The sequence below is a fragment of the Mucilaginibacter sp. R-33 genome (genome assembly GCF_049949235.1).
In the GTDB taxonomy this organism is placed as follows: Bacteria; Bacteroidota; Bacteroidia; order Sphingobacteriales; family Sphingobacteriaceae; genus Mucilaginibacter.
Genome location: NZ_CP188089.1, coordinates 6,486,858 through 6,513,689, shown reverse-complemented (window position 1 = coordinate 6,513,689; position 26,832 = coordinate 6,486,858). Strand labels below are relative to the sequence as shown.

Annotated in this window: 27 protein-coding genes; 15 read left to right on the top strand and 12 right to left on the bottom strand. The window is 43.3% G+C overall.

Annotated features, from left to right (window positions below; all coding sequences use genetic code 11):
• Positions 1-84: 84 nt before the first annotated feature.
• Positions 85-1,152, bottom strand: coding sequence for a hypothetical protein (locus tag ACP26M_RS27275; protein ID WP_426584957.1), 1,068 nt, complete (start codon positions 1,150-1,152; stop codon positions 85-87).
• Positions 1,153-1,225: 73 nt separating this feature from the next.
• On the opposite strand from ACP26M_RS27275, the gene ACP26M_RS27270 reads away from it, so the two are divergent.
• The 13 genes from ACP26M_RS27270 (at position 1,226) to ACP26M_RS27210 (ending at position 14,360) form a co-directional block, all read left to right on the top strand.
• Positions 1,226-1,807: a thymidine kinase gene (locus ACP26M_RS27270; RefSeq protein ID WP_090528965.1), complete on the top strand. Its 582-nt coding sequence runs from the start codon at positions 1,226-1,228 to the stop codon at positions 1,805-1,807.
• 132 nt (positions 1,808-1,939) lie between these two features.
• A complete protein-coding gene (locus ACP26M_RS27265; RefSeq protein WP_354485984.1) occupies positions 1,940-2,308 on the top strand; it encodes a response regulator in 369 nt (122 codons plus the stop codon).
• A 367-nt stretch (positions 2,309-2,675) separates the two neighbouring features.
• Complete coding sequence (locus ACP26M_RS27260; protein ID WP_090528970.1) at positions 2,676-3,002, top strand: DUF6686 family protein; 327 nt, start codon at positions 2,676-2,678, stop codon at positions 3,000-3,002.
• 164 nt (positions 3,003-3,166) lie between these two features.
• Positions 3,167-4,018 carry a helix-turn-helix domain-containing protein gene (locus tag ACP26M_RS27255; protein WP_426584954.1) on the top strand — a complete coding sequence of 284 codons (852 nt, stop codon included), beginning with the start codon at positions 3,167-3,169 and terminating at the stop codon, positions 4,016-4,018.
• A 76-nt stretch (positions 4,019-4,094) separates the two neighbouring features.
• Positions 4,095-4,808: a hypothetical protein gene (locus ACP26M_RS27250; protein WP_426584952.1), complete on the top strand. Its 714-nt coding sequence runs from the start codon at positions 4,095-4,097 to the stop codon at positions 4,806-4,808.
• Positions 4,809-5,485: 677 nt separating this feature from the next.
• Entirely contained in the window at positions 5,486-5,692 is a 207-nt protein-coding gene (locus tag ACP26M_RS27245) for a DUF2945 domain-containing protein (RefSeq protein WP_354485978.1), read from the top strand.
• Between the two features lie 766 nt (positions 5,693-6,458).
• Positions 6,459-7,223 (top strand): ABC transporter ATP-binding protein, encoded by a 765-nt coding sequence (locus ACP26M_RS27240; protein ID WP_091165640.1) that lies wholly within the window; start codon positions 6,459-6,461, stop codon positions 7,221-7,223.
• 107 nt (positions 7,224-7,330) lie between these two features.
• On the top strand, positions 7,331-8,455 hold the full coding sequence (locus ACP26M_RS27235; protein WP_426584949.1) for an ABC transporter permease: 1,125 nt from the start codon (positions 7,331-7,333) through the stop codon (positions 8,453-8,455).
• Between the two features lie 234 nt (positions 8,456-8,689).
• Positions 8,690-9,427, top strand: a complete 738-nt coding sequence (locus ACP26M_RS27230; protein ID WP_426584947.1) for a DUF2490 domain-containing protein — start codon at positions 8,690-8,692, stop codon at positions 9,425-9,427.
• 418 nt (positions 9,428-9,845) lie between these two features.
• Positions 9,846-11,141, top strand: a complete 1,296-nt coding sequence (gene eno, locus ACP26M_RS27225; protein ID WP_090528991.1) for a phosphopyruvate hydratase — start codon at positions 9,846-9,848, stop codon at positions 11,139-11,141.
• A gap of 656 nt (positions 11,142-11,797) precedes the next feature.
• Entirely contained in the window at positions 11,798-12,334 is a 537-nt protein-coding gene (gene lspA, locus ACP26M_RS27220; RefSeq protein WP_426584944.1) for a signal peptidase II, read from the top strand.
• 153 nt (positions 12,335-12,487) lie between these two features.
• Positions 12,488-13,855, top strand: coding sequence for a DEAD/DEAH box helicase (locus ACP26M_RS27215; RefSeq protein ID WP_426584942.1), 1,368 nt, complete (start codon positions 12,488-12,490; stop codon positions 13,853-13,855).
• Positions 13,856-14,036: 181 nt separating this feature from the next.
• Positions 14,037-14,360 carry an FtsB family cell division protein gene (locus ACP26M_RS27210; RefSeq protein WP_426584940.1) on the top strand — a complete coding sequence of 108 codons (324 nt, stop codon included), beginning with the start codon at positions 14,037-14,039 and terminating at the stop codon, positions 14,358-14,360.
• Between the two features lie 66 nt (positions 14,361-14,426).
• On the opposite strand, the gene ACP26M_RS27205 is transcribed toward ACP26M_RS27210, so the two are convergent.
• The 5 genes from ACP26M_RS27205 to ACP26M_RS27185 all read right to left on the bottom strand — a co-directional run bounded on the left by ACP26M_RS27205 (position 14,427) and on the right by ACP26M_RS27185 (position 21,331).
• Positions 14,427-14,810: an endonuclease domain-containing protein gene (locus tag ACP26M_RS27205; RefSeq protein WP_426589780.1), complete on the bottom strand. Its 384-nt coding sequence runs from the start codon at positions 14,808-14,810 to the stop codon at positions 14,427-14,429.
• Between the two features lie 253 nt (positions 14,811-15,063).
• Positions 15,064-17,145: a hypothetical protein gene (locus ACP26M_RS27200; RefSeq protein WP_426584938.1), complete on the bottom strand. Its 2,082-nt coding sequence runs from the start codon at positions 17,143-17,145 to the stop codon at positions 15,064-15,066.
• Positions 17,146-17,328: 183 nt separating this feature from the next.
• Complete coding sequence (fabG, locus tag ACP26M_RS27195; RefSeq protein WP_090529006.1) at positions 17,329-18,072, bottom strand: 3-oxoacyl-[acyl-carrier-protein] reductase; 744 nt, start codon at positions 18,070-18,072, stop codon at positions 17,329-17,331.
• Positions 18,073-18,225: 153 nt separating this feature from the next.
• The gene (locus tag ACP26M_RS27190; RefSeq protein ID WP_426584936.1) at positions 18,226-18,753 is read right to left on the bottom strand and encodes a hypothetical protein; all 528 of its coding nucleotides are present in this window, start codon (positions 18,751-18,753) and stop codon (positions 18,226-18,228) included.
• Positions 18,754-18,973: 220 nt separating this feature from the next.
• The gene (locus tag ACP26M_RS27185; protein WP_426584934.1) at positions 18,974-21,331 is read right to left on the bottom strand and encodes a TonB-dependent receptor; all 2,358 of its coding nucleotides are present in this window, start codon (positions 21,329-21,331) and stop codon (positions 18,974-18,976) included.
• Between the two features lie 203 nt (positions 21,332-21,534).
• Here ACP26M_RS27185 and ACP26M_RS27180 point away from each other — a divergent pair, with 203 nt between their 5' ends.
• Positions 21,535-21,738, top strand: a complete 204-nt coding sequence (locus ACP26M_RS27180) for a hypothetical protein (protein WP_426584932.1) — start codon at positions 21,535-21,537, stop codon at positions 21,736-21,738.
• A gap of 250 nt (positions 21,739-21,988) precedes the next feature.
• On the opposite strand, the gene ahcY is transcribed toward ACP26M_RS27180, so the two are convergent.
• The 5 genes from ahcY to ACP26M_RS27155 form a co-directional block, all read right to left on the bottom strand.
• Positions 21,989-23,305, bottom strand: a complete 1,317-nt coding sequence (gene ahcY / locus ACP26M_RS27175; protein WP_274986632.1) for an adenosylhomocysteinase — start codon at positions 23,303-23,305, stop codon at positions 21,989-21,991.
• A 118-nt stretch (positions 23,306-23,423) separates the two neighbouring features.
• On the bottom strand, positions 23,424-23,882 hold the full coding sequence (locus ACP26M_RS27170) for a DUF3368 domain-containing protein (RefSeq protein ID WP_176627972.1): 459 nt from the start codon (positions 23,880-23,882) through the stop codon (positions 23,424-23,426).
• Entirely contained in the window at positions 23,875-24,108 is a 234-nt protein-coding gene (locus ACP26M_RS27165; protein ID WP_090529023.1) for a UPF0175 family protein, read from the bottom strand. Before ACP26M_RS27165 ends, ACP26M_RS27170 begins: the two co-directional genes overlap by 8 nt.
• Positions 24,109-24,152: 44 nt before the next feature.
• Positions 24,153-24,536 (bottom strand): bactofilin family protein, encoded by a 384-nt coding sequence (locus ACP26M_RS27160; RefSeq protein WP_426584929.1) that lies wholly within the window; start codon positions 24,534-24,536, stop codon positions 24,153-24,155.
• 116 nt (positions 24,537-24,652) lie between these two features.
• Positions 24,653-25,519 (bottom strand): M23 family metallopeptidase, encoded by an 867-nt coding sequence (locus tag ACP26M_RS27155; RefSeq protein WP_176627971.1) that lies wholly within the window; start codon positions 25,517-25,519, stop codon positions 24,653-24,655.
• A 202-nt stretch (positions 25,520-25,721) separates the two neighbouring features.
• Between ACP26M_RS27155 and ACP26M_RS27150 the strand changes: the two genes are divergently transcribed.
• Positions 25,722-26,132: a BrxA/BrxB family bacilliredoxin gene (locus tag ACP26M_RS27150; protein ID WP_090529680.1), complete on the top strand. Its 411-nt coding sequence runs from the start codon at positions 25,722-25,724 to the stop codon at positions 26,130-26,132.
• Between the two features lie 137 nt (positions 26,133-26,269).
• On the opposite strand, the gene ACP26M_RS27145 is transcribed toward ACP26M_RS27150, so the two are convergent.
• Positions 26,270-26,827, bottom strand: coding sequence for a hypothetical protein (locus ACP26M_RS27145; protein WP_426584927.1), 558 nt, complete (start codon positions 26,825-26,827; stop codon positions 26,270-26,272).
• Between the last annotated feature and the right edge of the window lie 5 nt (positions 26,828-26,832).

Below are 26,832 nucleotides of genomic sequence, written 5' to 3'. Positions count from 1 at the left end.
TTTTAGTCAGAAGTCCGTAAGTCAGAAAGTTGGGGCACCTCTAAAATTGTCTTCACCATGAACCATCGACTATGAACTAAACCGCTACGAAGCAGGATACCTCCGTCGTAACAAAGCGTAAAACTTATCGGCTGTTGATACTTTACTTTCCCAGTTGTTTTTAACTACGTAGTTTGTTTTCAGGAAACGTTCGGCTTCTTCAAAAGTGTTAAAGCGATTTACTATCTCGATAGCTTCACTATAGGCCAGACTGTAACCATTAAACAGATCTTTTATATAAAGCAGCTTATCATTCAGGTTTATGGCCGATTTAAGATCGGTAACCGGTAGCTCAGCAGTGGTGCTTGCCCCGTTGTTCGCTTTCTCGGCCTTTTGGGCCATGATCCTTTGATTAAAGGTGAGTACCTGCTGGTTGTCGCTTGTATCTGCTGAAGGAGCTGTAGCAACAACAGGTTCTGCTGCGGGTTTTACGGGCTCAATTACCGGTACGGGCTGTTCGGCTATGGGTACTATCTCCACCGGCTTTTCGGGAAGTTCACCAATCAGTTCTTCCTGCTCAAACCTGTCAGCCTCATCATCCCACGTATCAGCCTCGTTTAAATTTAGCTCAAAACCGCTTCCTTCAGGAATTTCCTGTTGAAAAGAATAAGTGTCTGCCTCTTTTTCGGCAGCAATATTTATTTGCGGTTCGGGTGTTTCTTTTATTTCGGGAGCGGGATTGATCACCTCTATTTTTACCGGGTTAAACGGCACCGGGGCCGGCGGTTCGGCATCGCTGGTAAGTTCTATCTTATCAACCGGCACAGGGACATGCTGTTGTACTACCGGTTCAAAAAAGCGCTGCTCATGCAAAGCTTCCTCCTTTGCAGGCGGAGGTGTTGCCGGCACCGGAGCGGGAGGTAACACCAGTGTCACCGGTGTGTGTTCTTCAGCTGCCGGCTGGTTTTTTTCTGCAAGCAGTGCAGGAGCAGCCGAGCGCTCGTTGATGCGGCGCAGTATTTCGGCATGGTCTTTTAAAAAATGGGCATTGGCTACAAAAAGTTCTAATTCAAGCTCGTTAAGTTCGCTGGGATCAGCTGCGAGGTAGTCGTATTGATCATTAAGCTCCTTTAAAATCCCACCTATCTTTTTAAATACATCCATTTGCTTCATGGCCTCAATGTTAGGAAAATGCTTACCAAAAATAGGATTAAATTCTGATATTTGCCGACTATAAAAGTCATAAATGGTATATCACGAAGAGGTTTTCAGGCGTAAAAGCGAAGTAGGCGGCAGTATTGAGGTTATCTGCGGATCAATGTTCTCGGGCAAAACCGAAGAGCTGATCAGGAGGCTTAACCGTGCCCGCATTGCCAAGCTTAAGGTTGAGATTTTTAGCCCCAAAGCCGATACCCGTTATGGCGAGGATGCCATCATTTCGCACAATGCCAGCAAAATAACTTCTACCCCGGTTGATAGCGCTTCGGCTATCTTACTGCTGGCCAGTGATGCCCATGTAATAGGTGTTGATGAGGCACAATTTTTTGACGATGAACTCCCCGAGGTATGTACCGTATTGGCCAACCGCGGCGTACGTGTAATTGTAGCCGGCTTGGATATGGATTTTAAGGGCCGTCCATTTGGCTCTATGCCCAACATTATGGCCATTGCCGAATCGGTAACCAAGCTGCAGGCCGTTTGCGTAAGGTGCGGCAACCCGGCTCAATATTCATACCGCCTGGTACATGATAATTCAAAAATATTATTAGGCGAAAAGGAAAGCTATGAGCCCCGCTGCCGGGCCTGCTATAATACCGTTGCGGGTTAACATTTAATTAAATAATATATTTTTTATTTAATACTATAACTAAAACAAATACCGGGTATTTGATTGTTATGTACTTAAACACAGCCGCTTCAAAAAGAAGCCGCTTTAATAAAGTATAAAGTAATCAAGCTTATGGCCAAAAAGGTTTTAGTTATAGAGGACGACAAAGATATTCGCGATACGGTAGTATATGTATTGGAGGAAGAAGGTTACGAAGTAATACAATCCGACAATGCCCGTATCCTGCGTACCCTGACTACTATTAACCCCCACCTTATTTTGCTTGATAACTGGCTCACCGATTGGAGCAGTGACGCAAACGGGCAGCAGCTAAGTAAAAGCATAAAAGACAATCCGGCTACCAGCCACATCCCCGTGATCATTATTTCGGCCGTGAGCAATATCAAAGAAATAGCCAAAGCCGGCAATGCCGATGGGTACCTTGCCAAGCCATTTGATCTGACATCACTTTCAGAGATCGTAAAAAAGCATATCAAGTAAGCAATCCTTATCAGTATAAATAAACGGCCCTCTATTAATTTGAAGGGCCGTTTTGTTAAAAACCTAAGTCCTCTCCAAAAGAGAATATTTAGAATAAAACTCGTTGATATACAAATACTTAATTAAGCTCCTCCCCTCAAAGTCCGAACATTTTTTGGATATTCTTTATTTTTATTTGGATTTATTCTAAATAACATATTTCTTTGTTGCTGTTAATATACTATGCGCAACAGAACCCGCAAGCTCATTAACAATTATTTGATTATTAGTGCTTAAAATATAAAGTCCTGTTCTGTAGTTTAATTGTTTATATCAAACATTTAATCAGCAGAGCAGGCACCAATTCATTTTTAAATTACCGGAATTTATGTGCGATGCTAAAATACTCAGCCAAAAGGGAACATCGGTAGTAAGCCGTTGCTCCGAATGCCAATGCCTATTTATATGGCACCATAACCTGATCCTTAGCTTTACACCCGATCAATTTATCCAGTTTAAAAATTTCGCTATCGATCTTGATTTCGGTGATCATTCTTTCCCATTTCCCGACGGACAGGAACGCGTGGTAATGCGTACGCCGGTCAATGATATCCAGCTTACCTTTACTGTTGATGAATGGGAAGACTTTCATGTTGCGATGGATGAAGCCATTTACATGCAGGAGATTTATGCACTGGTTGATGGCGGTAAATAATCTGCCAATTAATGTAATTATATAGCTGAAAGCAGAATGCACAAAACCAAAAGCTAATTTGGGTGAATAAATTAACAGATTCCATATAAAATAAATTCCTTAGCCTGGAAAAAATGTACCTCCCGGTTAAAGATTGCGTTACCATAAAAAAATTACCCTGCAAAATGAAAGATATACCTGTGCACCAGCTACATGAACGAACAAATTCGGGATTTGAGATCAGGCACTTTGAAAGTGGTGAAGAAGATTTGAGAAAAGGGCCAATGGGAGCCCATCGTGACGATCATTACCTGTTCTTTTTGGTTGAAAACGGTACAGCATCCCTCATGATAGATTTTAACGAGATTCATTTTTGTGAAAACACATTGTATTATATTTTACCGGGGCAGGTACACCATCGGATACGTAATGAGATTGCCGGCGGCTGGTATGTAGCCATCGATTCACAGCATATTCCGGCCGACTTCCGCAATATTTTTGAAAACCAGCTTTTTTTGCAACAGCCTTATCAACTCAACGATATTGAATTAAAGCAATACCAGCAGCTCCTTTGCCTGTTGCGTGAAAAAAACAACGAGGATGATAACAGCGCTTTCTTTTTGCCGGTTTTGCAATCGCTCATACAATCATTTACCGGTATGGCGGCGGCCACTTTCAGTAACGTTTATACGCCAGAAAAGCAACTTTCAAGGCCGGCGCAAATTTCACATCAGTTTAAAAAGCTGTTGTTGAGGCATGTGCGCACAGTTAAAGGCCCTTCGGCATACGCGGGTATGCTTAATGTTTCCGAATCATATCTTAACGAGGTTTTAAAGAAAACCACCGGGTTCCCGGTAAGTTACTGGATAACTCAGGAGGTAATGCTGGAAGCAAAACGATTACTGTATTACAGCGGCCTCAACGTAAAGGAGATTGCGCATGCACTGGGCTATGATGATCATACCTATTTTTCCCGGATGTTTAAAAAAGCGGCGTGCATCACCCCTCTTGAGTTTAGGGATAAACACCGTAAATAATCCAATATTTACCATGAAATTACTATTTTATTGAGCTAAAATTCAATGTTTCTTTGTATTATTAAAACAATACACCATGGAAACATCCACTCTTCGTAAATTAAAAAGAAAGGCTGGCAACTTGTTTGAAAACCAACTTTTACAAAGCGGCAGGGTACTTGAGGTAAGGCACTGGGAGCCATCTACCATGATTGAGATCGACCTGCACTTACCACAGGCCGATATGCAAAACTGGCACGAAATACCCTACATAAAAGTAAAAGTTGATAACCTCACCTACCGCGATTATACCCCGGCCGGCTGGGATACCGAAACCAGCACCTGCACCCTGTATATTGATGCAGCTCATAGCGGCCCCGGCAGTAAATGGGCTAAACAACTTCAAAAAAACGATACCGTACGCTATTTAAAAATCCGTTCTACCCGGCACGCGCCGGCCGGCACCCCGGCCATAATAGGCCTTGGCGATGAAAGCAGCATGGGGCATATGCTGGCCTTACAGCAAATGGTTTTACCCGCAACGCGTTTTTCGGGTGCTATAGTTATGGCCGATGAAAATCACAGGGGGTTATTTGGAGAGTATTTCAAATCGCCGTTAAAACCTATTGAACGTAATGATGTGTACGGCCACCACAGCCTTATCCAGTGGGTAATGGAACAACAGTATAACCTTGAACACTCGGTATTTTACATTGCCGGCAACCACACCATGGTAGGCGAATTACGTAAATTATTAAAACTGCAGGGGTACCCGTCAAGCCAGATCAGGATCCAGGGTTTTTGGTCGTAGAAGCATGTTTAAAAGTGCTTCTCCCATACCGGAAACTCGTTCACCGACATTTTATGCCGTTTCACCTAAAATAGCTGTTTAGCAACAAGCTAACGGCACATCTTTGCGGCAAATAACATTATCATGAAAACATTCTACAATCCGCTTATAGCTGTTATGATCTCCCTGCAGGAACATACCGTAACCGTTACCCAGGCACTGGCTAACCTGATCAGTTGATATATTCATCTGCCAATGAAAAACAAAGCCGCTTTGTAAAATTGCAAAGCGGCTTTGTGTTTCAGTATGCGTAACATAGTTAAATAATATTAGCAGGAAACCTTAGCCATGAACCACTCCCCCAGGTTTTACCGACGATATCACTTTTTTACGGTATTTCTCCGATGTTTTACTGCCGTTCACCGATAACCGTACTTGCTTCGCCTAATAAGCCTAACAGCAGGGTGCCTTTTGTGTGCAATTTTGGATCACTAAACAACAACAAATAAATGCCATGAAAACTCTACTTGCAATTCAATTGATCCATTTGGTAATGAAAGCTGCAGAACACGCCGTAGCTATCGCTCACTCCATAGGTCATTTAATAAAATAATGTCCCGGCACCCCGAGGGAGCGTTATTTCATCTTTGTCAAACCAATAATTAACTATACATGTTATCCTTTAAAAGGGTGAGCATATGAAAAAAGGAGATGAAGTAACCTGGAAATGGGGAAAATCCCAAGCCGAAGGGCATATTGTTAAAAAGCATGATAAGCCGGTAAGCAAAACTATAAAAGGCGCAAAAGTTAAGCGCAAGGCCAGCAAACAGGAGCCCGCTTATGAAATTGAACAGAAAAACGGCAGCAAAGTGCTGAAATCTGAAAGTGAATTAAAGATCCCTTAACCCCTAAAGGGGTAACTTTTGCGGAGGATATTGTAAGCCCGTTTGCTATCATCCGGGCTTTTTTTGTGCGTTGAGTCGCTTAAATCCCTGGCCTCTGAATTCGAATGATATTAGGTGTGGAGGGCTTGTCATCCTGAATGTTTAAATCCGGAGGCCTCTGAAGGTAAAATGACAAAAGAGGGCCTGTCAGTCTGAGCCCGTCGAAGACTCGCGCGCAGAGGCCTGCCCACCATGCTTCGCCGGGCTACCCATGACAAGATAAAAAATGTGGTTTTTGCAGCAGATCAGCTTCGGGTGAAAACGAACAGAACGATGCTGGGCGGTGCGGCTGCAGGGGCATAGCAAGTTTTTGCAGAAGCGGGGGCATTGCGTACGAATCGGGGCAAAATAATTGCAGCCCGTGGCTCTGTTCGTTTTGCAGGGTGAAGGCCGTGCCGATGGCTATGGGGCCAGGTTGTGCGCAAAGAAGCCTCTCTGCTGCAAGCCTTTTTGGTTACTTTTGTGGCGACAAAAGTAACTGGCCCCGCGCGGCCAAGAGCGCGACGATGTAAGTTTATAGAATAAAGTCTTTTATCTGCCTGCTGGGGATTGCTTCGTAACTCAGCAATGAGGTGGAGGAGATGTCATTGCTCCTTCAGAATCCAATGGATTTAAATCACTCAGCATGACACCCTTTTTTGATCTCCCAATCCGTATTCACCGTGAAAATTCCGTAGTTCGCCGAAAAACTCATGGTTATTTCATGAATGTGGTGCATTTTTACCCTATGACAAAACAACCTATCATCACTGTAAACAACCTGGTAAAAAACTATGGCGATTTTGCAGCCGTTAAAGGCATTAGTTTTGAAGTTTATGAAGGCGAGATCTTCGGCCTGCTTGGCCCCAACGGTGCCGGTAAAACTACTACCCTCGAAATTATTGAAACCCTCCGCGATAAAACATCCGGCAGTATTATTGTTGATGGTTTCGACATTGAAACCGACGCTGATAGCATCAAAAAACGTATAGGCGTACAGTTACAAGCTGCCGGTTATTACCCCAACCTCAACCTGTCGGAGTTGATCGTACTGTTTTCGGGCCTGTACGGTATCGACAAAACACCTATGGAGATGCTGGAAAAAGTTGCTCTTACCGATAAGGCAAAGGCTAAATATAAAGACCTTTCCGGGGGGCAAAAACAGCGTTTTTCTATAGCCACTACATTAATCAATAACCCAAGGATCATATTTCTGGATGAGCCCACAACCGGCCTCGACCCGCAGGCACGCCGTAACCTCTGGGATTTGATCCGCGAGATCCGCGACCAGGGAACTACCGTGGTGATCACTACCCATTATATGGATGAAGCCGAAGTACTATGCGACCGTGTTGCCTTTGTTGACGGCGGGTACATCATTGGTATTGACACCCCCGATCATTTCATTGATGAACTGGTAGCCACAGGCTTCGAACGCAAAAAGCAGGTAAAACTGGCCAACCTGGAGGATGTATTCATTAATTTAACTGGCAAGGAATGGCGGGAAGGATAGTGCAGTTGGCAGTTTTGAGTTTGCAGTTGCAGTAATTATAACACGCCTGCATTCCCAATGCCATACCAGACTGCTAAGCACCAATGAACTAATGAACCATTGAACTAATGAACAATAAATACAGCAATACAAAAGCAACCCTGGCCATTGCCAAAGCCAGTTTCCGGTCGATATTACGCAGCCCTTCGGCGGTGGTGTTTACATTGGCTTTCCCGTTAATATTTATCATTGTTTTTGCCAATATTGGCGGGGGCGGAATGTCAATTGATGTAGGTGTTGCCAAAGGCAGCGATACATCCGCTAATAACCCGGTTTACACCGCACTGAAAAAAAACAAGATCATGCACCTTATCCATGATCAAACGGCTGATGAAATGAGCAAAAACCTGGCAAAAGGTAACCTTGATGCAATACTTGATCTTAAACCCTTTGCTCCACCCACTTCGATGACTGTTCATGTACGGTACAGCCAGGCATCGGGCGATAAAGGCAGTGTATTAAAATCGGCCCTGAACAACATTTTTTATCGTATCCAGTCAGAGGAATTGAAGCGCATTCAGTCGTACACCACAGTTAAAGTACCCAACCTGATCGACTTAAAAGAAGAAACCATAAGCGGCCGCCCGTATAAATACATCGATTTTATTTTACCGGGGCAACTGGGCTTTTCACTGCTAAGCAGTGGTGTTTTTGGTACAGCTTTCGTATTTCTGAGCTTACGGTTAACATTGGTTATCAAACGTTTTTTTGCAACCCCGGTTAAGCGGTACAGCATTGTTTTGGGCGAGGCTATTGCAAGGCTGGCCTTTTCCCTGTTAGGTTCGTTATTTATTATACTGGTTGGGCATTACATGTTTGGTTTTACCCTGATCCACGGTGTAACAACTGTACTAAATATGCTGGTACTTTCGGCAATAGGGTTGATCATTTTCATGGGATTTGGCTTTACTGTATCTGGCATCGCCAAAAACGAAAGCTCGGTGCCACCGCTTTCCAATATTATCACGCTGCCGCAGTTCCTGCTTTCGGGTACTTTTTTTTCAATCACCGCCTTTCCAAACTGGCTGCAATATATCAGCAAGGTGTTACCGCTAACCCATTTAAACGATGCTATGCGTAAAGTGGCTTTTGAGGGCGCGGGCTTAGGTGACGTTACACACCAGTTACTGATTCTTTTTGCCTGGTTTATTGGAATTTATGCGGTAGCGGTAAAAACGTTTAAGTGGGAATAACGGGAAAGATGCAGGATTTTTAGAAATAAGAGCCAGGAATTTGAAATTTATATTGCCGCCCCCCTCGCCGCCTCACTTTATCTCTATGAATTACAATGCAGCCCTACAAATTTTTAAAACGTATGTCTTCACTATAAGCCTCACCTAACTCTTAACATTATGTTAACATTAACAGTGTTAATATTAACATTAAGATAACATTTAGGAAATATATTTGCAGAAACAATCTCTGCAATGACAATCAAACCCATTAATTTCATCGCCTTAGTATTTTTTTTGTTAACTATATGTTCATTTACTGTTAAGGCGCAAGATTCAAAAGTTGGCACCTGGGGCATAGTTACGGTAGTTTTACCGGGCGATAGTTCCCACAAATGGGGTGGTTATACCGAGTTTCAAACCCGTACCAATAATGTATTCAGCCAGTTTCAGTATTACGAGGTAAAGGCTGGTGTAAGTTATGATATAGATAGGAACTTTACCGCGCTTTTAGGTACCGGCCGCTACACTACTTTTGATTATATGGATATTGGTAAAGGGCCTACCACTACCGAAACCCGTTTCTGGGAACAGATCACCAGCAACCAGTTCCTGTACCGCTTAAAGCTCGAACACCGCTACCGGGTAGAGCAACGCTGGGTTAACGGCGATTACCGTAACCGTTTCCGTTACAGGCTAAATGTGTTTGTGCCATTGAACAAAACCAAAATTGAAGCCAAAACCTGGTTCATTTCTGTTTTCGACGAAGTATTTCTTAACAATAAGGTACCCAACTTTGAACGTAATCGGATATCAGCCGCATTAGGTTACCAGTTTGATAAATCGTGGATCTTACAGGCTGGATGGATCAACCAATATAATTATTCGGCTGCTGCTAAAAGCGATAAGGACAATATCATGCTCATCCTTATGTATCGCATCCAGCGCAAAAATGCCGTGCAGCGTGAGCACGTACCTACTACGAGCGATTAATCACCGTTGATGGGGATGATTACGTTGATTTAGCTGATACGGTCATGATTTCCCCGGAGCAGTCAGATCAGCGTCATTAATTAATTGTAAAGCTTGCATTAACGATAGTTATTAAGCGTGATTTTGGGGACTGAAGGATTGCCAGGATGCTTGTGTCTGAACCCGAATTAAACGAATTATCTGAATTTATTGAATCAATATCCATTCTTTAATTGGGCAAATTCAACAAATTCGGGTTCAGAAACCTTCCTTTTTATAAAAAAACAGCTCATTCCATATTAAATTTATGTTAAATCGCATCATTAATTGCCTATAATCGTTACAAATACAAAATTTCAATTGCGTTTTCCTTATTTACGCATTAACTTAGCCGCCGTTATTAATAGTATTCATTCAAACCACACTCTGACAATTCACTATGAGCATAATAATTGATGTGCATGCCCGCCAGATCTTAGATTCGCGCGGTAACCCTACTATTGAGGTAGAAGTTTTAACCGAAAACGGCGCATTTGGTCGCGCTGCTGTACCTTCAGGTGCATCAACCGGCGTTCACGAAGCTGTTGAGCTTCGCGATAACGACAAATCAAAATACATGGGCAAAGGCGTTTTAAAAGCCGTTGAAAATGTAAACGAAGTTTTAGCTCCTGAATTAAAAGGTATCGATGTGTTTGAACAAAATGCTATCGACGCTTTAATGATCGAGATTGACGGCACCGAAAACAAAGGTAAAATTGGTGCTAACGCTATATTAGGTGTTTCATTAGCAGTGGCTAAAGCTGCTGCACAGGAAAGCCGCCAGCCTTTATACCGCTACATTGGTGGTGTAAATGCTAACACGCTGCCAATCCCGATGATGAACATTGTTAACGGTGGGTCACACTCTGATGCTCCTATCGCTTTCCAGGAATTTATGATCATGCCGGTTGGCGCTCCTTCATTCTCTGAGGCTTTACGTTGGGGTACAGAAGTATTCCACAACCTGAAAAAAATCCTTCACGACCGTGGCTTATCAACTGCGGTTGGTGACGAAGGTGGTTTTGCTCCAACTTTTGAAGGTACTGAAGATGGTGTTGAAACCATTTTGAAAGCGATTGAAAAAGCAGGTTACAAAGCCGGCGAAGATATCTTCATCGCATTTGACTGTGCTGCATCTGAGTTTTACAAAGACGGTAAATACGACTATACTAAATTTGAAGGCGAAAAAGGTGCTATCCGTACCAGCGCTGAACAAGCTGATTACCTTGCCGAATTAGTAGCCAAATACCCGGTTATCTCTATCGAAGATGGTATGGCCGAAGACGATTGGGAAGGCTGGAAAATCTTAACCGACAAAATCGGTAAAAAAGTACAGTTAGTAGGTGACGATTTATTTGTAACCAACACTAAACGTTTACAAAGAGGTGTTAGCGAAGGTATTGCTAACTCAATCCTGGTAAAAGTAAACCAAATCGGTTCATTAACCGAAACCATCAACGCGGTTACTTTAGCTCAAACCAACGGCTTCACCTCAGTAATGAGCCACCGTTCGGGCGAAACTGAAGATTCAACCATTGCTGATCTTGCTGTAGCATTAAACTGCGGTCAGATCAAAACCGGTTCGGCTTCACGTTCAGACAGGATCGCTAAATACAACCAGTTGTTACGTATCGAAGAAGAATTAGGCGCTAACGCTAAATTCATCGGTAAAGATTTCAAATACTTTAAAAAGTAATTTTTTGATAATAATATGGAAGGCCATCTGTTTTACAGATGGCTTTTTTTATTGTAAAAAACACAAATTATTCTGCGCATAGGCTTGTTACCCATGACACGTTTAAAAAATACGTTTTTGTCAGCAGGTAAGCTTCGGGCGAAAACGGGCAGAACAATGGTGGCCTTGAGCGAAGGAAGGGCATAGCAAGTTTTTGCAGAAGTGGTGGGCATGTGTGGGCGAAGCGGGGCAAAATAATTGCAGCCCTGGTTCTGACCGTTTTGCAGGGAAAAGGCCGGGGCGATGGATATTTGGGTGGGGCGGGCGAAAAGAAGCCTCCCTGCTGACTTGATTTTTTGGTTACTTTTTTATCAAGAAAAAAGTAACTGGCCCCGCGCGGCCAAGAGCGCGACGATATAAGTTCATTACAACAATAGCCTATTACTTGCCTCTGTGCGATTGCTTCGTGCCTCAATGACGTTGCGGGGATGTCATTTTACCTTCAGAGATCCTTGATTTAAATTACTCAGACTGACAGGCTTTTTGTCATTTCATCTTCCCGATTTGAGTATTAAATGCCCGCCTTAATCACATATTTTTATACCTTTGCCCCCGCAACTAAAGCCATATAATTAAACCAAGGCAACCACGTTATAATAACTTGTTAAAATAAACTAATGAACAAAAAAGGGATTTTGAGGATATTGGGTATAGTGCTGATATTAGTTTTAAGCATTGGGCTTGACAGGGTTACTAAGATTTACGTTAGGGAGCATATTCACATCAGCGATAACATTTTTGTTATCAAAAACTTTTTCACCATTCTGCATGCCGAAAACACGGGAGCTTTTTTAAGTCTTGGCGATTCGCTGCAAAATCCATGGAAATTCATCCTGCTATCGTTACTGCCATTACTGGCCCTTGCCTTTGGCGTTTTTTATGTCATGTTAAAACCATCAATAGGTAAATTAACCACCACAGGTATCGTTTTGGTTATTGCCGGTGGCGCAGGTAACCTGTACGACAGGATGCTTTATGGCAGCGTAACAGATTTTATGCACATGAACTTCGGAATCTTCCAAACAGGCGTATTTAATGTGGCCGATGTATCCATTATGATAGGTATGGGCTTAATCCTGCTGGAATCATGGCAAAAGGACCGTAAGGCCAAAAAGGAACAAGGAACTCCTGATACCGAAACGCTGGCAGCCTAATCCAGTGTAGTTCTTGCTCTTAAAAATTTCTTAACAATAAAAAGCGTATCTTTGCAGCTAATTACCCGTTCGCTTACGGTTTTGAGCCCAGCAAACTCTTCAGATCCGCTTATGCTTTCGCGTTAGCACATTATATATTACAAACAATCAAGAATGTCATTCGAAAATTTAAATTTAATTGAGCCAATCCTCAAGGCTTTAAAAACAGAGGGATATACCACACCTACTCCAATACAGGCACAAGCCATTCCTATCATATTACAACACCGCGACTTATTGGGCTGTGCCCAAACCGGTACAGGCAAAACAGCGGCCTTTGCTATCCCCACCCTGCAATTATTACACCAGGACAGGATAGCCCACAAAGAGCAAAAAACCATTAAAGCATTGGTTTTAACCCCAACCCGCGAGCTTGCCCTTCAAATTGGCGAAAGTTTTACCAATTATGGCAAACATACCGGCCTTAAAAACCTGGTTATATTTGGTGGTGTATCACAAAACCCGCAGGTTGATGCTTTGCGCCGCGGTGTTGATATTTTAGTGGCAACACCGGGCCGTTTGCTGGATTTAATGAATCAGCGTTATGTTCACCTGGAGCATGTTAAATTCCTGATACTGGATGAAGCCGACCGTATGTTAGATATGGGCTTTGTTAACGATGTTAAAAAGATCATAGCTAAAGTACCGGCAAAAAGGCAAACACTGTTCTTTTCGGCCACCATGCCAAAAGAGATCCAAAGCCTGGCAGATAGTATCCTGAATAACCCCGAAAAAGTTGAAGTTACCCCGGTTTCATCAACTGCGGATACCATTCAGCAAGCAGTTTATTATGTGGATAAGGGAGATAAGAAATCGTTGCTGATCCACATCCTGAAAGATAAGGACATTAAAACCGTTTTGGTATTTACCCGTACCAAACACGGTGCAGATAAAGTGGTTAAAGACCTGAACCGTGTAGGTATCACTGCCGAAGCCATCCACGGTAATAAATCACAAAATGCAAGGCAGCGGGCTTTAACTAACTTTAAAAACCGCACAACCCGAGTATTAATAGCTACAGATATCGCGGCCCGTGGTATTGATATTGATGACCTTACCCATGTTATCAACTATGAGTTGCCAAACGTACCCGAAACTTATGTACACCGTATTGGCCGTACGGGCCGGGCTGGTGCCAATGGCATAGCATTTTCATTTTGCGATGCTGAAGAGCTGGAATTTTTGAAAGATATCCACAAGCTAATAGCCAAACAGATTCCGATTGAGGAAGGTCATCCGTACCCGCTTAGTCCGGCGGCTATGGCAGCTAAAATAAACGAAGCGCCAAAAAAAGGAGGTTCGGGCGGTGGCCAGCGTGGTGGCGGTGGTCGCGGCAGTAACCGCAGGTCTGGTGGCAGCGGTGGCGGCAATAGCCGTTCGGCAGGCAACAGCCGCTCCGGCGGCAATAAAAGATCAGGCGGCAGCCGTTCAGAGGCAGGTCGCGGTGGGGCCAGCGGTATGAGTGGAGCTAAAAGAGGATAAATATTAAGTTGATTAAGTGAATGGTTGATCAAGTGAGTAGTTATAATTTCCGAAAACCAACCACTCACTTAATCAACCTAATCAACCACTCTCTACGAAAACAACCACTCACTATAAAAATTTCCCTGTTAATAAGTTAATAAGCATATTTGTATCCGTCGAAAAAATTAAATAGATTTAAATGAAAATCATTCAGCCGATATCAATGAAACGCCTTATAGATCTTTTTAAGAACAAGTTTTTCCTGGTTACCATTGCTTTTGTGGTGTGGATGATATTTTTTGACAGGAACGATCTTTTTTCGCAATACCAATACCACCAGCAGGTTAAAAAATTAAGGCTCGAGCGCGATTTCTACAAAGCCCAAACCGACCAGGTGACCAAAGAGCTTAAAGAATTGACCACCAACCCCCAGCAAATGGAAAAATTTGCCCGCGAAAAGTACCTCATGAAAAAAGCCAATGAGGATGTTTACGTGGTGGTGCCGGAGAGTAAGGAGAAGTAAAGAGTAGTAAAGCTGGGGCCCGTGCGATTCCCCTCCCCTGGGAGGGTGCAGGGAGGGGTTTCTACGCTATTCCAACAATGTTCTATCAAAATCTTTCGGCAGTTCAATCGAAGAGTCGTCTTTCACAATCTCAATTATCATCCCTTCAATAGCCCGTAACGCATTAGGCAGATCATCTTTTACATCCGCCCCGGCGAACCTTAAAAATTTAACACCGAAGCTTTCTAATTTCGCTTGCCTGACATCATCCTTAATCAAAACATCCTCATAATTATGATACCGCCCATCTACTTCAATTGCCAGCATTAGTTCCTTGCAATTAAAGTCGACTATATAATTATCCATACAACGCTGACGATCAAAGTCGAAACCCAGTAGCTTATTTTCTTTTAACTCATTCCATAGGAGAACCTCGCCAAAAGTCATCTCTTTACGAAGCTTTCGCGCTATGGCTTTAAGCTTAGGGTTATAGGGAATGATTTAACCATTTTTTGTTTTTTTTTCGGAAATTTTTATTCCCTCCCCTGGGAGGGGTGCGATTGGATTGCGTATTGGCAGGGAGGGGTTATACGCTATTCCAAACGGGTAAGTATATCGATGAAACCCCTCCCTACACCCTCCCAAGGGAGGGAATCGCACGGGTCCCCGCTTTTTTTTCTTTCTTCCCCTGCCTCTTTCTTCTTGCGGTCTTGACTCTACTACCCTACACTTCTCCTTCTCGCTTCCTCAAAAACCACTCAGTTGATAACAGCAGCAGGATCAATACAAACAGCCATTTCAGATCTATCAAATCGCTGTAATGCTTATCTTCATAAACCACCGTTTTGATATTCTCATTTTTGCGGATCAGGTCGGCAAGCTGGCTTAGCTGCGATGGTTTGATCATTTGCCCGCCGCTTTGTTTGGCCAGGGTATTAAGCAAGGTATGATTAGCAGCGCTTTGACGGGTTTCGAGGTTAAGTGGTTTTATGGTGAATTGCCCGGTAGCTTTAAACTCCTGTTTGCCGTTTTGGGTTGATGCGTTGTAGGTGTATTCGCCTATGGGGAGGGTGCCTGCATCAAGTTGATAGCTTTGCCCGGTACGTGTAAACAGGAAGCTATAGTTTTTTCCGGCCGTGCTTTTCAGCTCTATCTTTACATCAGAGGTATTGATCAACTCAAGGGCTTCATTATATAATTCGGCATTAAGGATCACGTTTTCCCCTTCATCAAATACATTACGGGCCGGATAAACACGAAAACGCTGACGGTTTGCATTGGCAGTTAAATACTGTACCGTTTGGCTCAGCAGCTCATCGGTAGCGTTGCGGCTTCCATAGTTTTGATATTCGGCCAGTTGCCAGCGCCACAGACCTTCACCGGTTAATACGGCGATACGCCGGCCGGCCTCATCGCCAAAGGCCAGTAAAGGATAGGTAGTAGCTACAGTCCCAATCTTTTGTTTCAATAAAACTGAAGCACCGGTAGCGGTTCCGTAACTGCCGAACGGCGCTACTAATGGCGGAAAGGCGGCAATCTTTTTTCGCGCTGAATCTGAGAGGGTGAAAGCCGTAAAATCATTGGTTGGCAGGGGCATCACTTCCTGCGTTTCAGCACGGCCTGCGCTTATGCGTACCGTGTTTTGCTCGCTGTTAACGGCCTGCAGGTTACTTTGTGAACCAATGATATACCAAACCGGTGTTTTGCTCGTAGCAATAAAACTTTTTACCGGCGAGTATTCGCCTGCCGAAAGCTGGTACAGGACCACCAGGCTATAATCTGCCGGTTTAATGCTTGAAGCATCAGCAAGCGAACTTGCCTTTACCTCAAAGTTCTTATTGGTTTCGATAGCCTGTTTAATCACCGTTAAATCGGGATGCGGACCGTTGTATAACAGCAGCACCTTTTGCCGGGCATCAAGCACCTCCACATAAATAGTTTCGGTATTGTTTTGGATGGACAGCTCGTTCTTAACAGGAGCAATGCTGATAGTATATTTTCTGATGCCTTTTTTAGCAGCGTTCAGCTTTATGGGGACGATCTTTTTAAAATCGTTCGCGGTTACCGCAATGCTTTGGGCATACACCTGTTTACCATCTTCATTAACGGACAGGTTCATACTTTCGCCCTTGCTTTGGTAGGCCGTGGCAAGCACTTCTATCACAAAATCGTTCCCTAAAAAGGCTGTTTTGTTATAATTCACGTTGCCGATGAGCAGGTCGCGCTTAGCTGTGGTATCGCCAAGGGCTATGGTGTAGATGCTGGTTTTGATATTCCTGGCTTCATACTGCGGATCATTACCCTGGTTGTATAAACCGTCAGTTGCCAATATCAGCGCGCCGATGTTTTGATTAGTGAACCTGTCGTTAAGCTGGTGAAGCGCCCCGGCTATATCAGTTTGCTTACCATTAATTTTTTTTGAAAGACCGGAATGCAGGCCTTTATCAAAGTTAAACTCCTGCACATCATATTTATCGCCCAACTCTTGTTTTAGTTTAGCCAGCCCATCAACAAAAGCAGATGAGTTAAAGCCTGTAGCTTTAAAAGTATTGATGGACGATGAATTATCCTGCGCTATAAGCACTAAAGGTTTTTGCGGTTCATATTTAACCGATTTTACCAGGGGAGAGATGAGCAGCACCGTTATAAAAAAAACGGTTATCGCCCGGATAACTGCCAGGATATAGCGTAAATTTTTACTTAGGTCAACCGGCTTGCGGTACATGAGCCAGGCATATGCCAAACCAAGCAATAAGCCGGCAGGCAACCACCATCCCGAAACAGAACCCCATGTAAGTGAAAACATTTGTAGCTATAGTATCGTGTCAAGGGCGCGGGGCATCCGGCCCAATAAACATTACCTGCAAAATGCGAAATTATTGTGAAAGGCAGGGAATAAGTTTTAAACCTCACCCAACCCTCTCCAAAGGAGAGGGCTTAAAAGCTTTTTCAAGTCTCCCCTTTTGGGGAGATTTAGAGGGGTGCATTCTTACAACATACCACCATCAACAGGGATAACCTGTCCGGTGATGTAAGCGGCCATATCCGACGCAAGGAATACACAGGCATTAGCTACGTCCTCAGTTTCACCCGCGCGTTTAAGCGGAATACCTGCCGCCCAGCCTTCAACAACTTTAGGATCCAACACTTCGGTCATTTCGGTACGGATAAAGCCGGGAGCAACTACATTGGTACGGATATTACGTGATCCTAATTCTTTTGCTACTGATTTAGAGAAACCAATGATCCCTGCTTTTGAGGCAGCATAGTTGGCCTGACCGGCATTGCCCTGTACACCAACAACCGAGCTCATGTTAATGAACACACCTTTACGGTTTTTCATCATGATTTTTGAAGCGGCTTTGGTGACGTTGAATATCGATTTCAGGTTTACGTCGAGCACTTCGTCCCAGTTTTCTTCGGTCATGCGCATCAGCAAACCGTCTTTAGTGATACCGGCATTGTTGACAACAATATCAAGCGTGCCGAAATCAGCAACAATATCGGTAATCAGTTTATCAGCCTCGTCAAATTTGGAAGCATCAGAACGGTAACCTTTTACTTTAGTGCCGAAGCTTTGCAACTCCTGCTCAAGGGCCTGACCTTTTTCAACAGACGACAAATAAGTGAAAGCTACATTAGCGCCATGCTCGGCAAATTTTTCGGCAATCTTGCGGCCTATTCCTTTTGACGCGCCGGTAACCAACGCGGTTTTTCCTTCTAATAATTTCATAATTACAGTATATGATTTCAGGGCGGTGAAGTTAGCAGTTTTTTGTTTCTGTTCATAGTTGATAGTTGTTCATGGTTGATGGTTCATGGATCATGGTAAAAATGCCTATACTCAAACTATGAACCATGATCTATCAACCATGAACCAAAAAACTTACTTCAAATACTCCGCTGGTATCGGGTTATCCTTGCGCTCGCCATCATAAAACCAGGCGAGGATCCAGAAACGGGTGCCTTCGTTAAATAGTTCAATGCTGTTGATGCCACGTTCGGTTACCGGCCCATCGACTGTGTTGCGCGATTCATAGGTGCTCCATACGTGGTAAATGCTGCCAAATTTTTCAACCCGCCGGGCTATCTCCCGCTCGTCAAAACCATTTTTTGACAATGATGGGTCGGCCAGTTTGTGGTATTCCTTCAGCGTCATATAGCTGAACTGCTGTTTGCCTTGTTTATCTGTATAGCCGGCGCCTACATGGGCGTTGGCAATATGCAGCAGGCTGTCGCGCTCATAGCTTACCTTTTCGCCTTTCTTAACAGTAACTACGCCATAATAGGCTTTCATGATACCGTCAAGAGTACTTACATTATCTCCGTATTTGGTAATAACCTGCGAGTGCGCGGGAAAACTGATAGCAATGGTAATTATAGCGATGAGCAGCGGCAGGATATTCTTTTTCATGATAATTCAGGGTTTATTAACAGTCAGATTTTGATTGAATTAACAAAAAATATCCGGGATAATATAGGGCAAAAAAATCATTGCATTTGAATAAGAATTACCGCAGGGTCAAGCGTCCACGCTTGATCTCATTTAAAAAGTAAGCATCCACGCTTACCCTAACCGGGAGCGTGGACGCTCAAAATAGTAATCATTCAAACGTGGACGTTTGAACGTGCCATTAAAAAGTAGTATTCAACGACACTCCGTACGTGCGTGGGTTACCTAAGTGCGTTGCGCCGAAATCATAGGCATAATCAATGTATTTTTTATTGGCGATATTGCTTTCCCAAAAGAACAGACCGAACCTTTTGGTACTTACACCTAACCTTGCATTGAATTTGTTGTAGCCCTTTTGTTCTATCTGGTTAGCGAGGTCAAAATACTGATCACCAAGATAGCGCCACTCGCCGCGGGCAATCAGCTTTGTTTTCAGCGGCCCGCCCAGATCATAGCCATATTGCAGGGCCAGCATGCTGGTGATGTTAGGCGTATAAATTTGCTTGTTGCCTTTTAAATTCACTTCTTCACCATTGCTGCCAACTACTAAAGTAGTATAACGGGCGTGGGTATAACCGAAATTGTAATCAAACTCCAGGCCTTTAATTGGGGTAGCATTAATCTCGGCCTCGATACCTTTACTGCTTAGCTTGCCTGCGTTTTTGGTAACGGTGATAGCATCAGGCAGATTCAGCGTAGGCACCTGGGCATCGGTAATGCGGGTGTAAAACGCGGTTACGTTTACACGGAGACGGTTATCTAAAAAGTCGTTTTTTGAGCCTATTTCAAAGTTGTTGCTATACTCAGGTTTGAAAGAATAAAGCGGCGGAGATGACGGATCAGAACCCAGCTCGGTAATGCCGCCCGCGCGGAAACCGCGGCTGTACGTAGCAAACAAATTATTATGTGCTGATACGTGGTAAGCCAAGCTCACTTTAGGCGTAAAGGCTTTGTAATGTGCCGTTGACGAAGTATCTGAACGGGTAACCACCGATTCGCCGCCCTTTGGCAAAAACTCGCCCATTACGTTTTCTTTTTTATGTTCATAGTCATAACGCAAACCAGCTGTGATATCAAACCGCTCATTCACAGCATAAATAGCCTGTCCGTAAACAGCTATGCCATAGTTCCGGTCGGTATTGGTGTTGATACTGGTAAAATCCGTCATCGGCGAGCCAACCGCGCCGGCATCGTCACCAAAGTAAGTACCCTGCCTGTTTGGCGCATAGTGATAAAAGCCATAAGTACCGGCTGCCCATTTCAATTTTGAGGTTGATGATGCCGGCGATGTAAACCTGAACTCCTGTATGGTGGTTTTTACCTTGTTCCATTTGCCGCCATAATTATTTATGATAGATACTGCGTCGATAGGGGAAAAATCGCCATCGATAGGTGTAGTATAATAACGGTTGTTTACCTGGTAGGATGTTTGCGAAGTGAAATTAAAATCATTGCCACTGTAGTTGGCCGTTAATGATGACTGGAAAGTATTATCAACCATTTTAGTCGTAGCGTTCTGGTTAACCTCGAAAGGATGACTTAAAGCATCATCAGGCGAACCTGCTAAGGTGAATGCGCCGTTGTTGCGGTTGTTGTAGTTTTTTACATTCAGCGTAAAGGCCAGTTTGGAGGTAGCCAAAAACTTCAGGTAATAGTTACCCAAAAAGTAATGCTGCTTATCGAAATGCGTATTGTTAAACGTATTGGTGTAAAAACCATTAAATCCCGAATAGATCCCAGCTACGCCTAAATACAATTTATCTTTTACTAATGGAGCCTTGATGCCCAATGTATAGCGCTGTTGATTATAATTACCCACATCAACACCGGCAAAACCGCTCAGGGTGTTTGATGGCTGTTTGGTGATCACATTGATAACACCGCCGGTAGCATTACGGCCATAAAGCGTTCCCTGCGGGCCGCGAAGCACTTCTATCCTATCCACATCCAATAACTGTGGGATATAAGTATCCAGTCCGTATTGGTTTACACCATCAACATAGGTTGCAACGGCGGGGTCATATGATGTGGTAACAATACCGCGGATGCCTGTAACGGTACGGCCATCGCCGGGAGCGCCTGAGTTTAAGTTAGGTACAATGGCAGTAAGATCCTTTAAATCCCAAAGCCTGTAATCCTGTATTTGTTTGGCCGAGAGCGTTGAAATGCTGAATGGCACACGTTGTGCCTGCTCTTCAGTTTTTTGGGCAGATACCGTAACCTCATCCAACTGGTTGCTGGCATCATTCAACTGAATTGTTATTGGGCGACTGGTACCGATCATAGTTACCGGGATGTTTTTAGCCGCATAGCCAATAGCGCTGATATGCAGGGTATATTTCCCGGCAGCTATACTTTTTAAAATAAATTTCCCGCTCCTGTCGGCACTGGTTTGGTAGTTGGTATTGAGTAGATATACCGAAGCGCCCGCGATAGGCTGGCTCTTGTTATCGGTAACGGTGCCCGAAAAATCGCCCCTGGTTTGGCTCCGGGCCGATAGTGCAATAACAACGAGCAATAAAGTAAAAAATTTATGCATAAAACAGGTATAAATGTGTACAGATCACACATTGTAATCGATTGTCAATATTAGCAAATGACAAACAATTAACAGTCATAACTACATAAATATTACCAATTTTTAATGGCTCTAAGTGTTGGCGAAAAATAAATTCTTATGAGTAATAATTTCTAAATTCGCTTAAACCTCAAACTACAACCTTAACAAACGGTATTAAAAAAATGAATTGGGAACTATTCTTCTACGGTACTTTCTCTTTAGCAATTGCATATTTATTTTACAGAATTTTTGTTAAAGGTAAGGACCCGTATTATGAAGACATGGGTGGGAAAATTTTAAAAATCAGCTACATTAAAAGTTGGGGTTTAGTCATTACAGCTATTATAACAGGAATATTACTGATTTTTCAATCCATATCAGCTTAAATATCAAATAACCTATCAATTACTGCCGCAAGTCCTCCCTGTTTGTGACGCGTCTTCAAGTGTGAAACACATTTCAACTGCACCCTCCAAAGGCTGATGCCCGGGATAGTTCATCGAACTTGACCCATGAAAAACGTCAGTCAAATCATATAAATCAAAAAAGGCCGCATCACCATGTGATACAGCCTCTCCATATTTTCCAAGCAAAGAGCCCTTCGGCTTTCTCCTTTATTGTTTAACCTTAAAAAGATTAATAACGGTAATATTCCGGTTTAAACGGACCTTCAACCGTTACGCCGATGTACTCAGCCTGATCCTGGTCAAGTACTTCCAGCTCAACACCGATTTTTGCAAGGTGCAGGCGGGCTACTTTTTCGTCCAGGTGTTTTGGCAGGGTGTAAACTTTGTTTTCGTAAGCCGCGCCATTTGTCCAAAGCTCTAATTGCGCTAAAGTTTGGTTAGTGAACGAGTTACTCATTACAAAGCTTGGGTGACCGGTAGCGCAACCTAAGTTAACCAAACGGCCTTCGGCTAACACAATAACGTCTTTACCTTCAATGGTATATTTATCAACCTGTGGTTTAATTTCAACTTTGGTATTGCCATAAGCACCGTTTAACCAGGCCATGTCAATCTCGTTATCAAAGTGACCGATGTTACAAACGATTGCTTTATCTTTCAACGCACGGAAGTGCTGCTCGCGAACAATGTTCTTGTTGCCTGTAGCAGTAACCACGATATCAGCTTCAGTGATAGCAGTGCTTAGTTTTTTAACTTCAAAACCTTCCATTGCAGCCTGTAAAGCACAGATCGGGTCGATCTCGGTAACAATAACACGTACGCCGGAGTTGCGTAATGAATCGGCCGAACCTTTACCAACATCGCCATAACCGCAAACAACGGCCACTTTACCGGCCATCATCACGTCGGTAGCGCGACGGATAGCGTCAACCAATGATTCGCGGCAACCGTATTTGTTATCAAATTTTGATTTGGTAACCGAATCGTTAACGTTAATAGCAGGCATTGGCAGGGTTCCTGCTTTCATGCGCTCATATAAACGGTGTACGCCGGTGGTAGTTTCTTCTGATAAGCCTTTGATAGCAGCAACCAGCTCAGGGTATTTATCCAATACCATGTTGGTTAAATCACCTCCATCATCAAGGATCATGTTAAGCGGCTGGCGGTCTTCGCCAAAAAATAAAGTTTGTTCAATGCACCAGTCAAATTCTTCGGCATTCATGCCTTTCCAGGCGTAAACCGATATACCGGCGGCAGCAATAGCAGCAGCGGCATGATCCTGGGTTGAGAATATATTACATGATGACCAGGTAACTTCGGCACCAAGGGCAATCAGGGTTTCAATTAAAACAGCGGTTTGGATGGTCATGTGCAAACAACCGGCAATCCTTGCGCCTTTAAGCGGCTGGCTTGGCCCGTACTCTTTACGCAAAGCCATTAAGCCGGGCATCTCAGCCTCAGCCAGTTCAATTTCCTTCCGGCCCCACTCTGCCAGCGACAGATCTTTTACTTTGTATTTAACGAATGCAGTTTCTACTGATGACATATCGATTTTATTTTGAGAGTGCAAAGTTAACTGATATCCTTGTGAAAATGAAATGTTTGGTTCACGCGCTTCGAGGATGTTCGATAAATGAGCCTGCGGCTTAAAAAGCTAACTGATATTAATTTTCCAAGTCCTTCAATATCCGTTCTAACAATAACGGGTCAATTCGAAAATTGGTTGACTTAATCAATTCAAAATAGGGCCTCAGTGACGGAATTTTATTTTGTTGTTTAGCGGCTATCAAAACACCCAGGGTCCCTGTGAATTTGATATTAAGCTGACTTGCAAGTCGCCTGCCTTTAAAATCATCTACAATAAGTAAAGTATCTGGTATTTCTTGTGCTAAAGCTATAGCGCTTGCTTCCCCTATATCAACCTGCAGACAGTAAACAGCAATTAATTGCGAATTTCTTACAGTCATTACCTGTATCCATTCGGGTAGGGGCTTTTTAAATTCAGCCGCAACTTCAGGCGTGGTTATGATATGATTATAAACGGATTGGAGAATATGCAGCGCCTGGATATTATCTAATAAAATCAAACAACTGGTATCGGTGATAACGGCGTATTCAACCATTGATCCGGGCTACATCCGCCAATATATCTTCGTAGTTGTATTGTATATAGTTAACGTTAAATTCAGCTAATACTGCCGGAAAATCAACCTTCTCCATTCCACACATTTCAGCAGCCTGCCCTAATGATAATTTACCGGCTTCATATAACTTGGCGGCAAGAAAACGCACGGTTTCATCATGCTCTTTTTCAAGCGCATCAGGTACATTTAATGTCATCGTAGTCATAATATAAAGATAAGCATTTCTATATCAAAACAAAAACAAGGGGCTTATGCCTGTAACTGCTTTTGCACCTCTCCCTGCTGCATGGTCAGGTTACCATTATAAACCCCGCCATTTTCAACGGCCAGGTTCTGTGTTTTGATGTCGCCGGTTATGCGGCCTGTAGTTTTTATTTCAAGCGAGGAGGTATTAATATCGCCCCTTACCGTGCCATAAACAAAGATCTCTTTGGTACTTATATTTCCCTTAACCTCTCCCTTTTCGCCCAGGATCAGGCCCTCATCAACCATTACATCGCCGTTAACCAGTCCGTCGATCCGTACAAAAGCCGGGGCTTTCAGGTTACCTTCTAATACACTGCCTTCGCTAATGAGGGTCGAGATTGCCTGTAAATCAAGTGCAACCTTATCTTTTTTAGAAAAAATAGCCATGTTTTTGTGAGTTATAAGTCATAAGTCTATAGTCAAAAGTCTGAAGGCAAAAAATACACTGACCAACTATCCACTCCCGACTCAATACTTTGGACTTAAGACTTCGTACTTAGAACTTATTTATTCAGGGTTAAAAAATTTACCGGGTTAACCGGCTTCCCATTTTTACGTACTTCATAATGCAGGTGTGCACCCGTTGAGTGCCCGGTTGAACCTACCTTGCCTATGTTATCACCAACGGTAACCTGCTGCCCTACCTTCACTTCAATTTTCGAAAGATGACCGTACAAGGTCTCCAGGTTGTTAATATGCTGAATCCTGACACATTTACCATATCCACCGGCCCATCCAGCAAAAACAACTTTCCCGCTGGCCGTACATTTTACTGCATCGCCCCGGTTACCTTTAAAATCAATACCAGGGTGAAACTCGGCATGCTCCGAATCAAAAGGATCGCTCCTGTAACCAAAAAATGAAGTAAACGAGCTGATCCTCGGATAGCCCATAGGGGTAAATGCAATGGTGCTTGTTAAATGTTTAAGATAATCGTCATACAGGCTGTAAGCTTCGGTATCGGGTAGCTTTACCCCTTCCCTGTTGCCATCGCCCCCGGTACCCTTTACAGTAAAACCTTTAAGGCCGCGCCTTTTTAAATACTCATTTATAGTTTTAAGTTTAACCTCGATAGATTGAATGTACGACTGGGCAGTACCCTGCGTATTTACCTCTGCTTTAACAACCGGCATGGTGCCTTTAAGTTTAGCTATCTGCGCCTGTAACTGTTGGTTTTCGGCCTCCTGCACAGCGCTTTTGTGATGCAGGTAAAACACCAAGCCACCAAGTACGGCAACAACAGCAGCTATGCTCCACGCGTAGTGTTTAAGCCTGTTAAGGTGCTTGGTTTTTATTTGTAATGATTTTGTATGCTGTTGATTTTTGTTGATGATAACAACAGTGCTAATATCAGGTGTTTTAAGTTTCATCAAATTCAAAATAAATTAGGGGTATGCAAGTTAAAAATTACTGTTAATAAAACAATATTAAATGTATGTAAACAGGTTATCAATGAAATAGCCTTCTACGTTAATCGTCAACCAATTGTTATTATTGAGTTTTTATAAACGTAAACCAAGTATCATTTCTTATTTTTGTAACACTGATTTTATTGTAAAGCAAAAAAAAATGATGTATCCGGAATATTTAGTAGCCCCGATGCGGGAAGATCTGACCAGGGTTGGTTTTGAAGAATTAAAAGATGCCGATGCTGTAAAAAACGCTATTGAAAGCGAAGGTACAGTATTTGTAATGGTTAACTCGGTATGTGGCTGTGCTGCGGCAAACGCACGCCCGGCTGCTAAAATTGCCGCCGCGAACGGCAAACATCCTGATAAACTGGTAACCGTTTTTGCGGGCATGGAAAAAGAAGCTGTTGATACCGCGCGTAACTATATGCTGCCTTATCCGCCATCATCACCTGCTATGGCGCTGTTTAAAGATGGCAAGCTGGTGCATATGATTGAGCGCTACCAGATAGAAGGCCGCCCGGCACAAATGATTGCCGATAACCTGATTGACGCGTTTGAACAATACTGCTAATTGAGCTGAAGGCCGAAGGCTTAAAGCAGAAAGCTAAAAAACATAAAAGAGCTGAGGGAAAATCCTTCAGCTTTTTTTGTTTTCAAAATCCGAAATCGAAAATTCAATATCCGAAATCAAATTGATGTCATTCTGCTTTATTTATCGTCGTCGCTTTTGTCCTCATCCTCTTCATCATCGTCAAAATCATTGAAGCTGCCCATGTCTTCGTCATCCTCGTTAAATTCTCCAAAAAAGCGGTCTTCATCAAACATCAGCTCTTCCATCTTTTCCTGTTCGGGCGTACTGGTGTCAAAGCGGATGGCCCAATTGTCGGGGATATCATAGCTTTTATCAAATCCCCTGATCCACTCAACAAAAACCAGGCGAAACTCCTCTACCTTTTCCCTCATCAACTGTACATAGTCCTCTTCATTAATTTTTACCATTGATGCAAAAGATACGGCATTAAACATATCCTGCACCGCAAGTTTAATGAGCACAGCATTTTGCATCCGCAGCGAATACAGGCTACCACCTTCGGCGCCGGCAATTTTTGCCTGGATCAGAGCGGCATTACTGCACATCTGTATGGCCAGATGTTCTTTCATGCTGTCTTCCTTTAATGATTCGGCAATTACATCTGCCAGGTCAAATAATTCCTGCGATTTTTGGTATACCGGGAGCTTTTCAAACTTTTCGAGTCTACGGGCCATGGAGT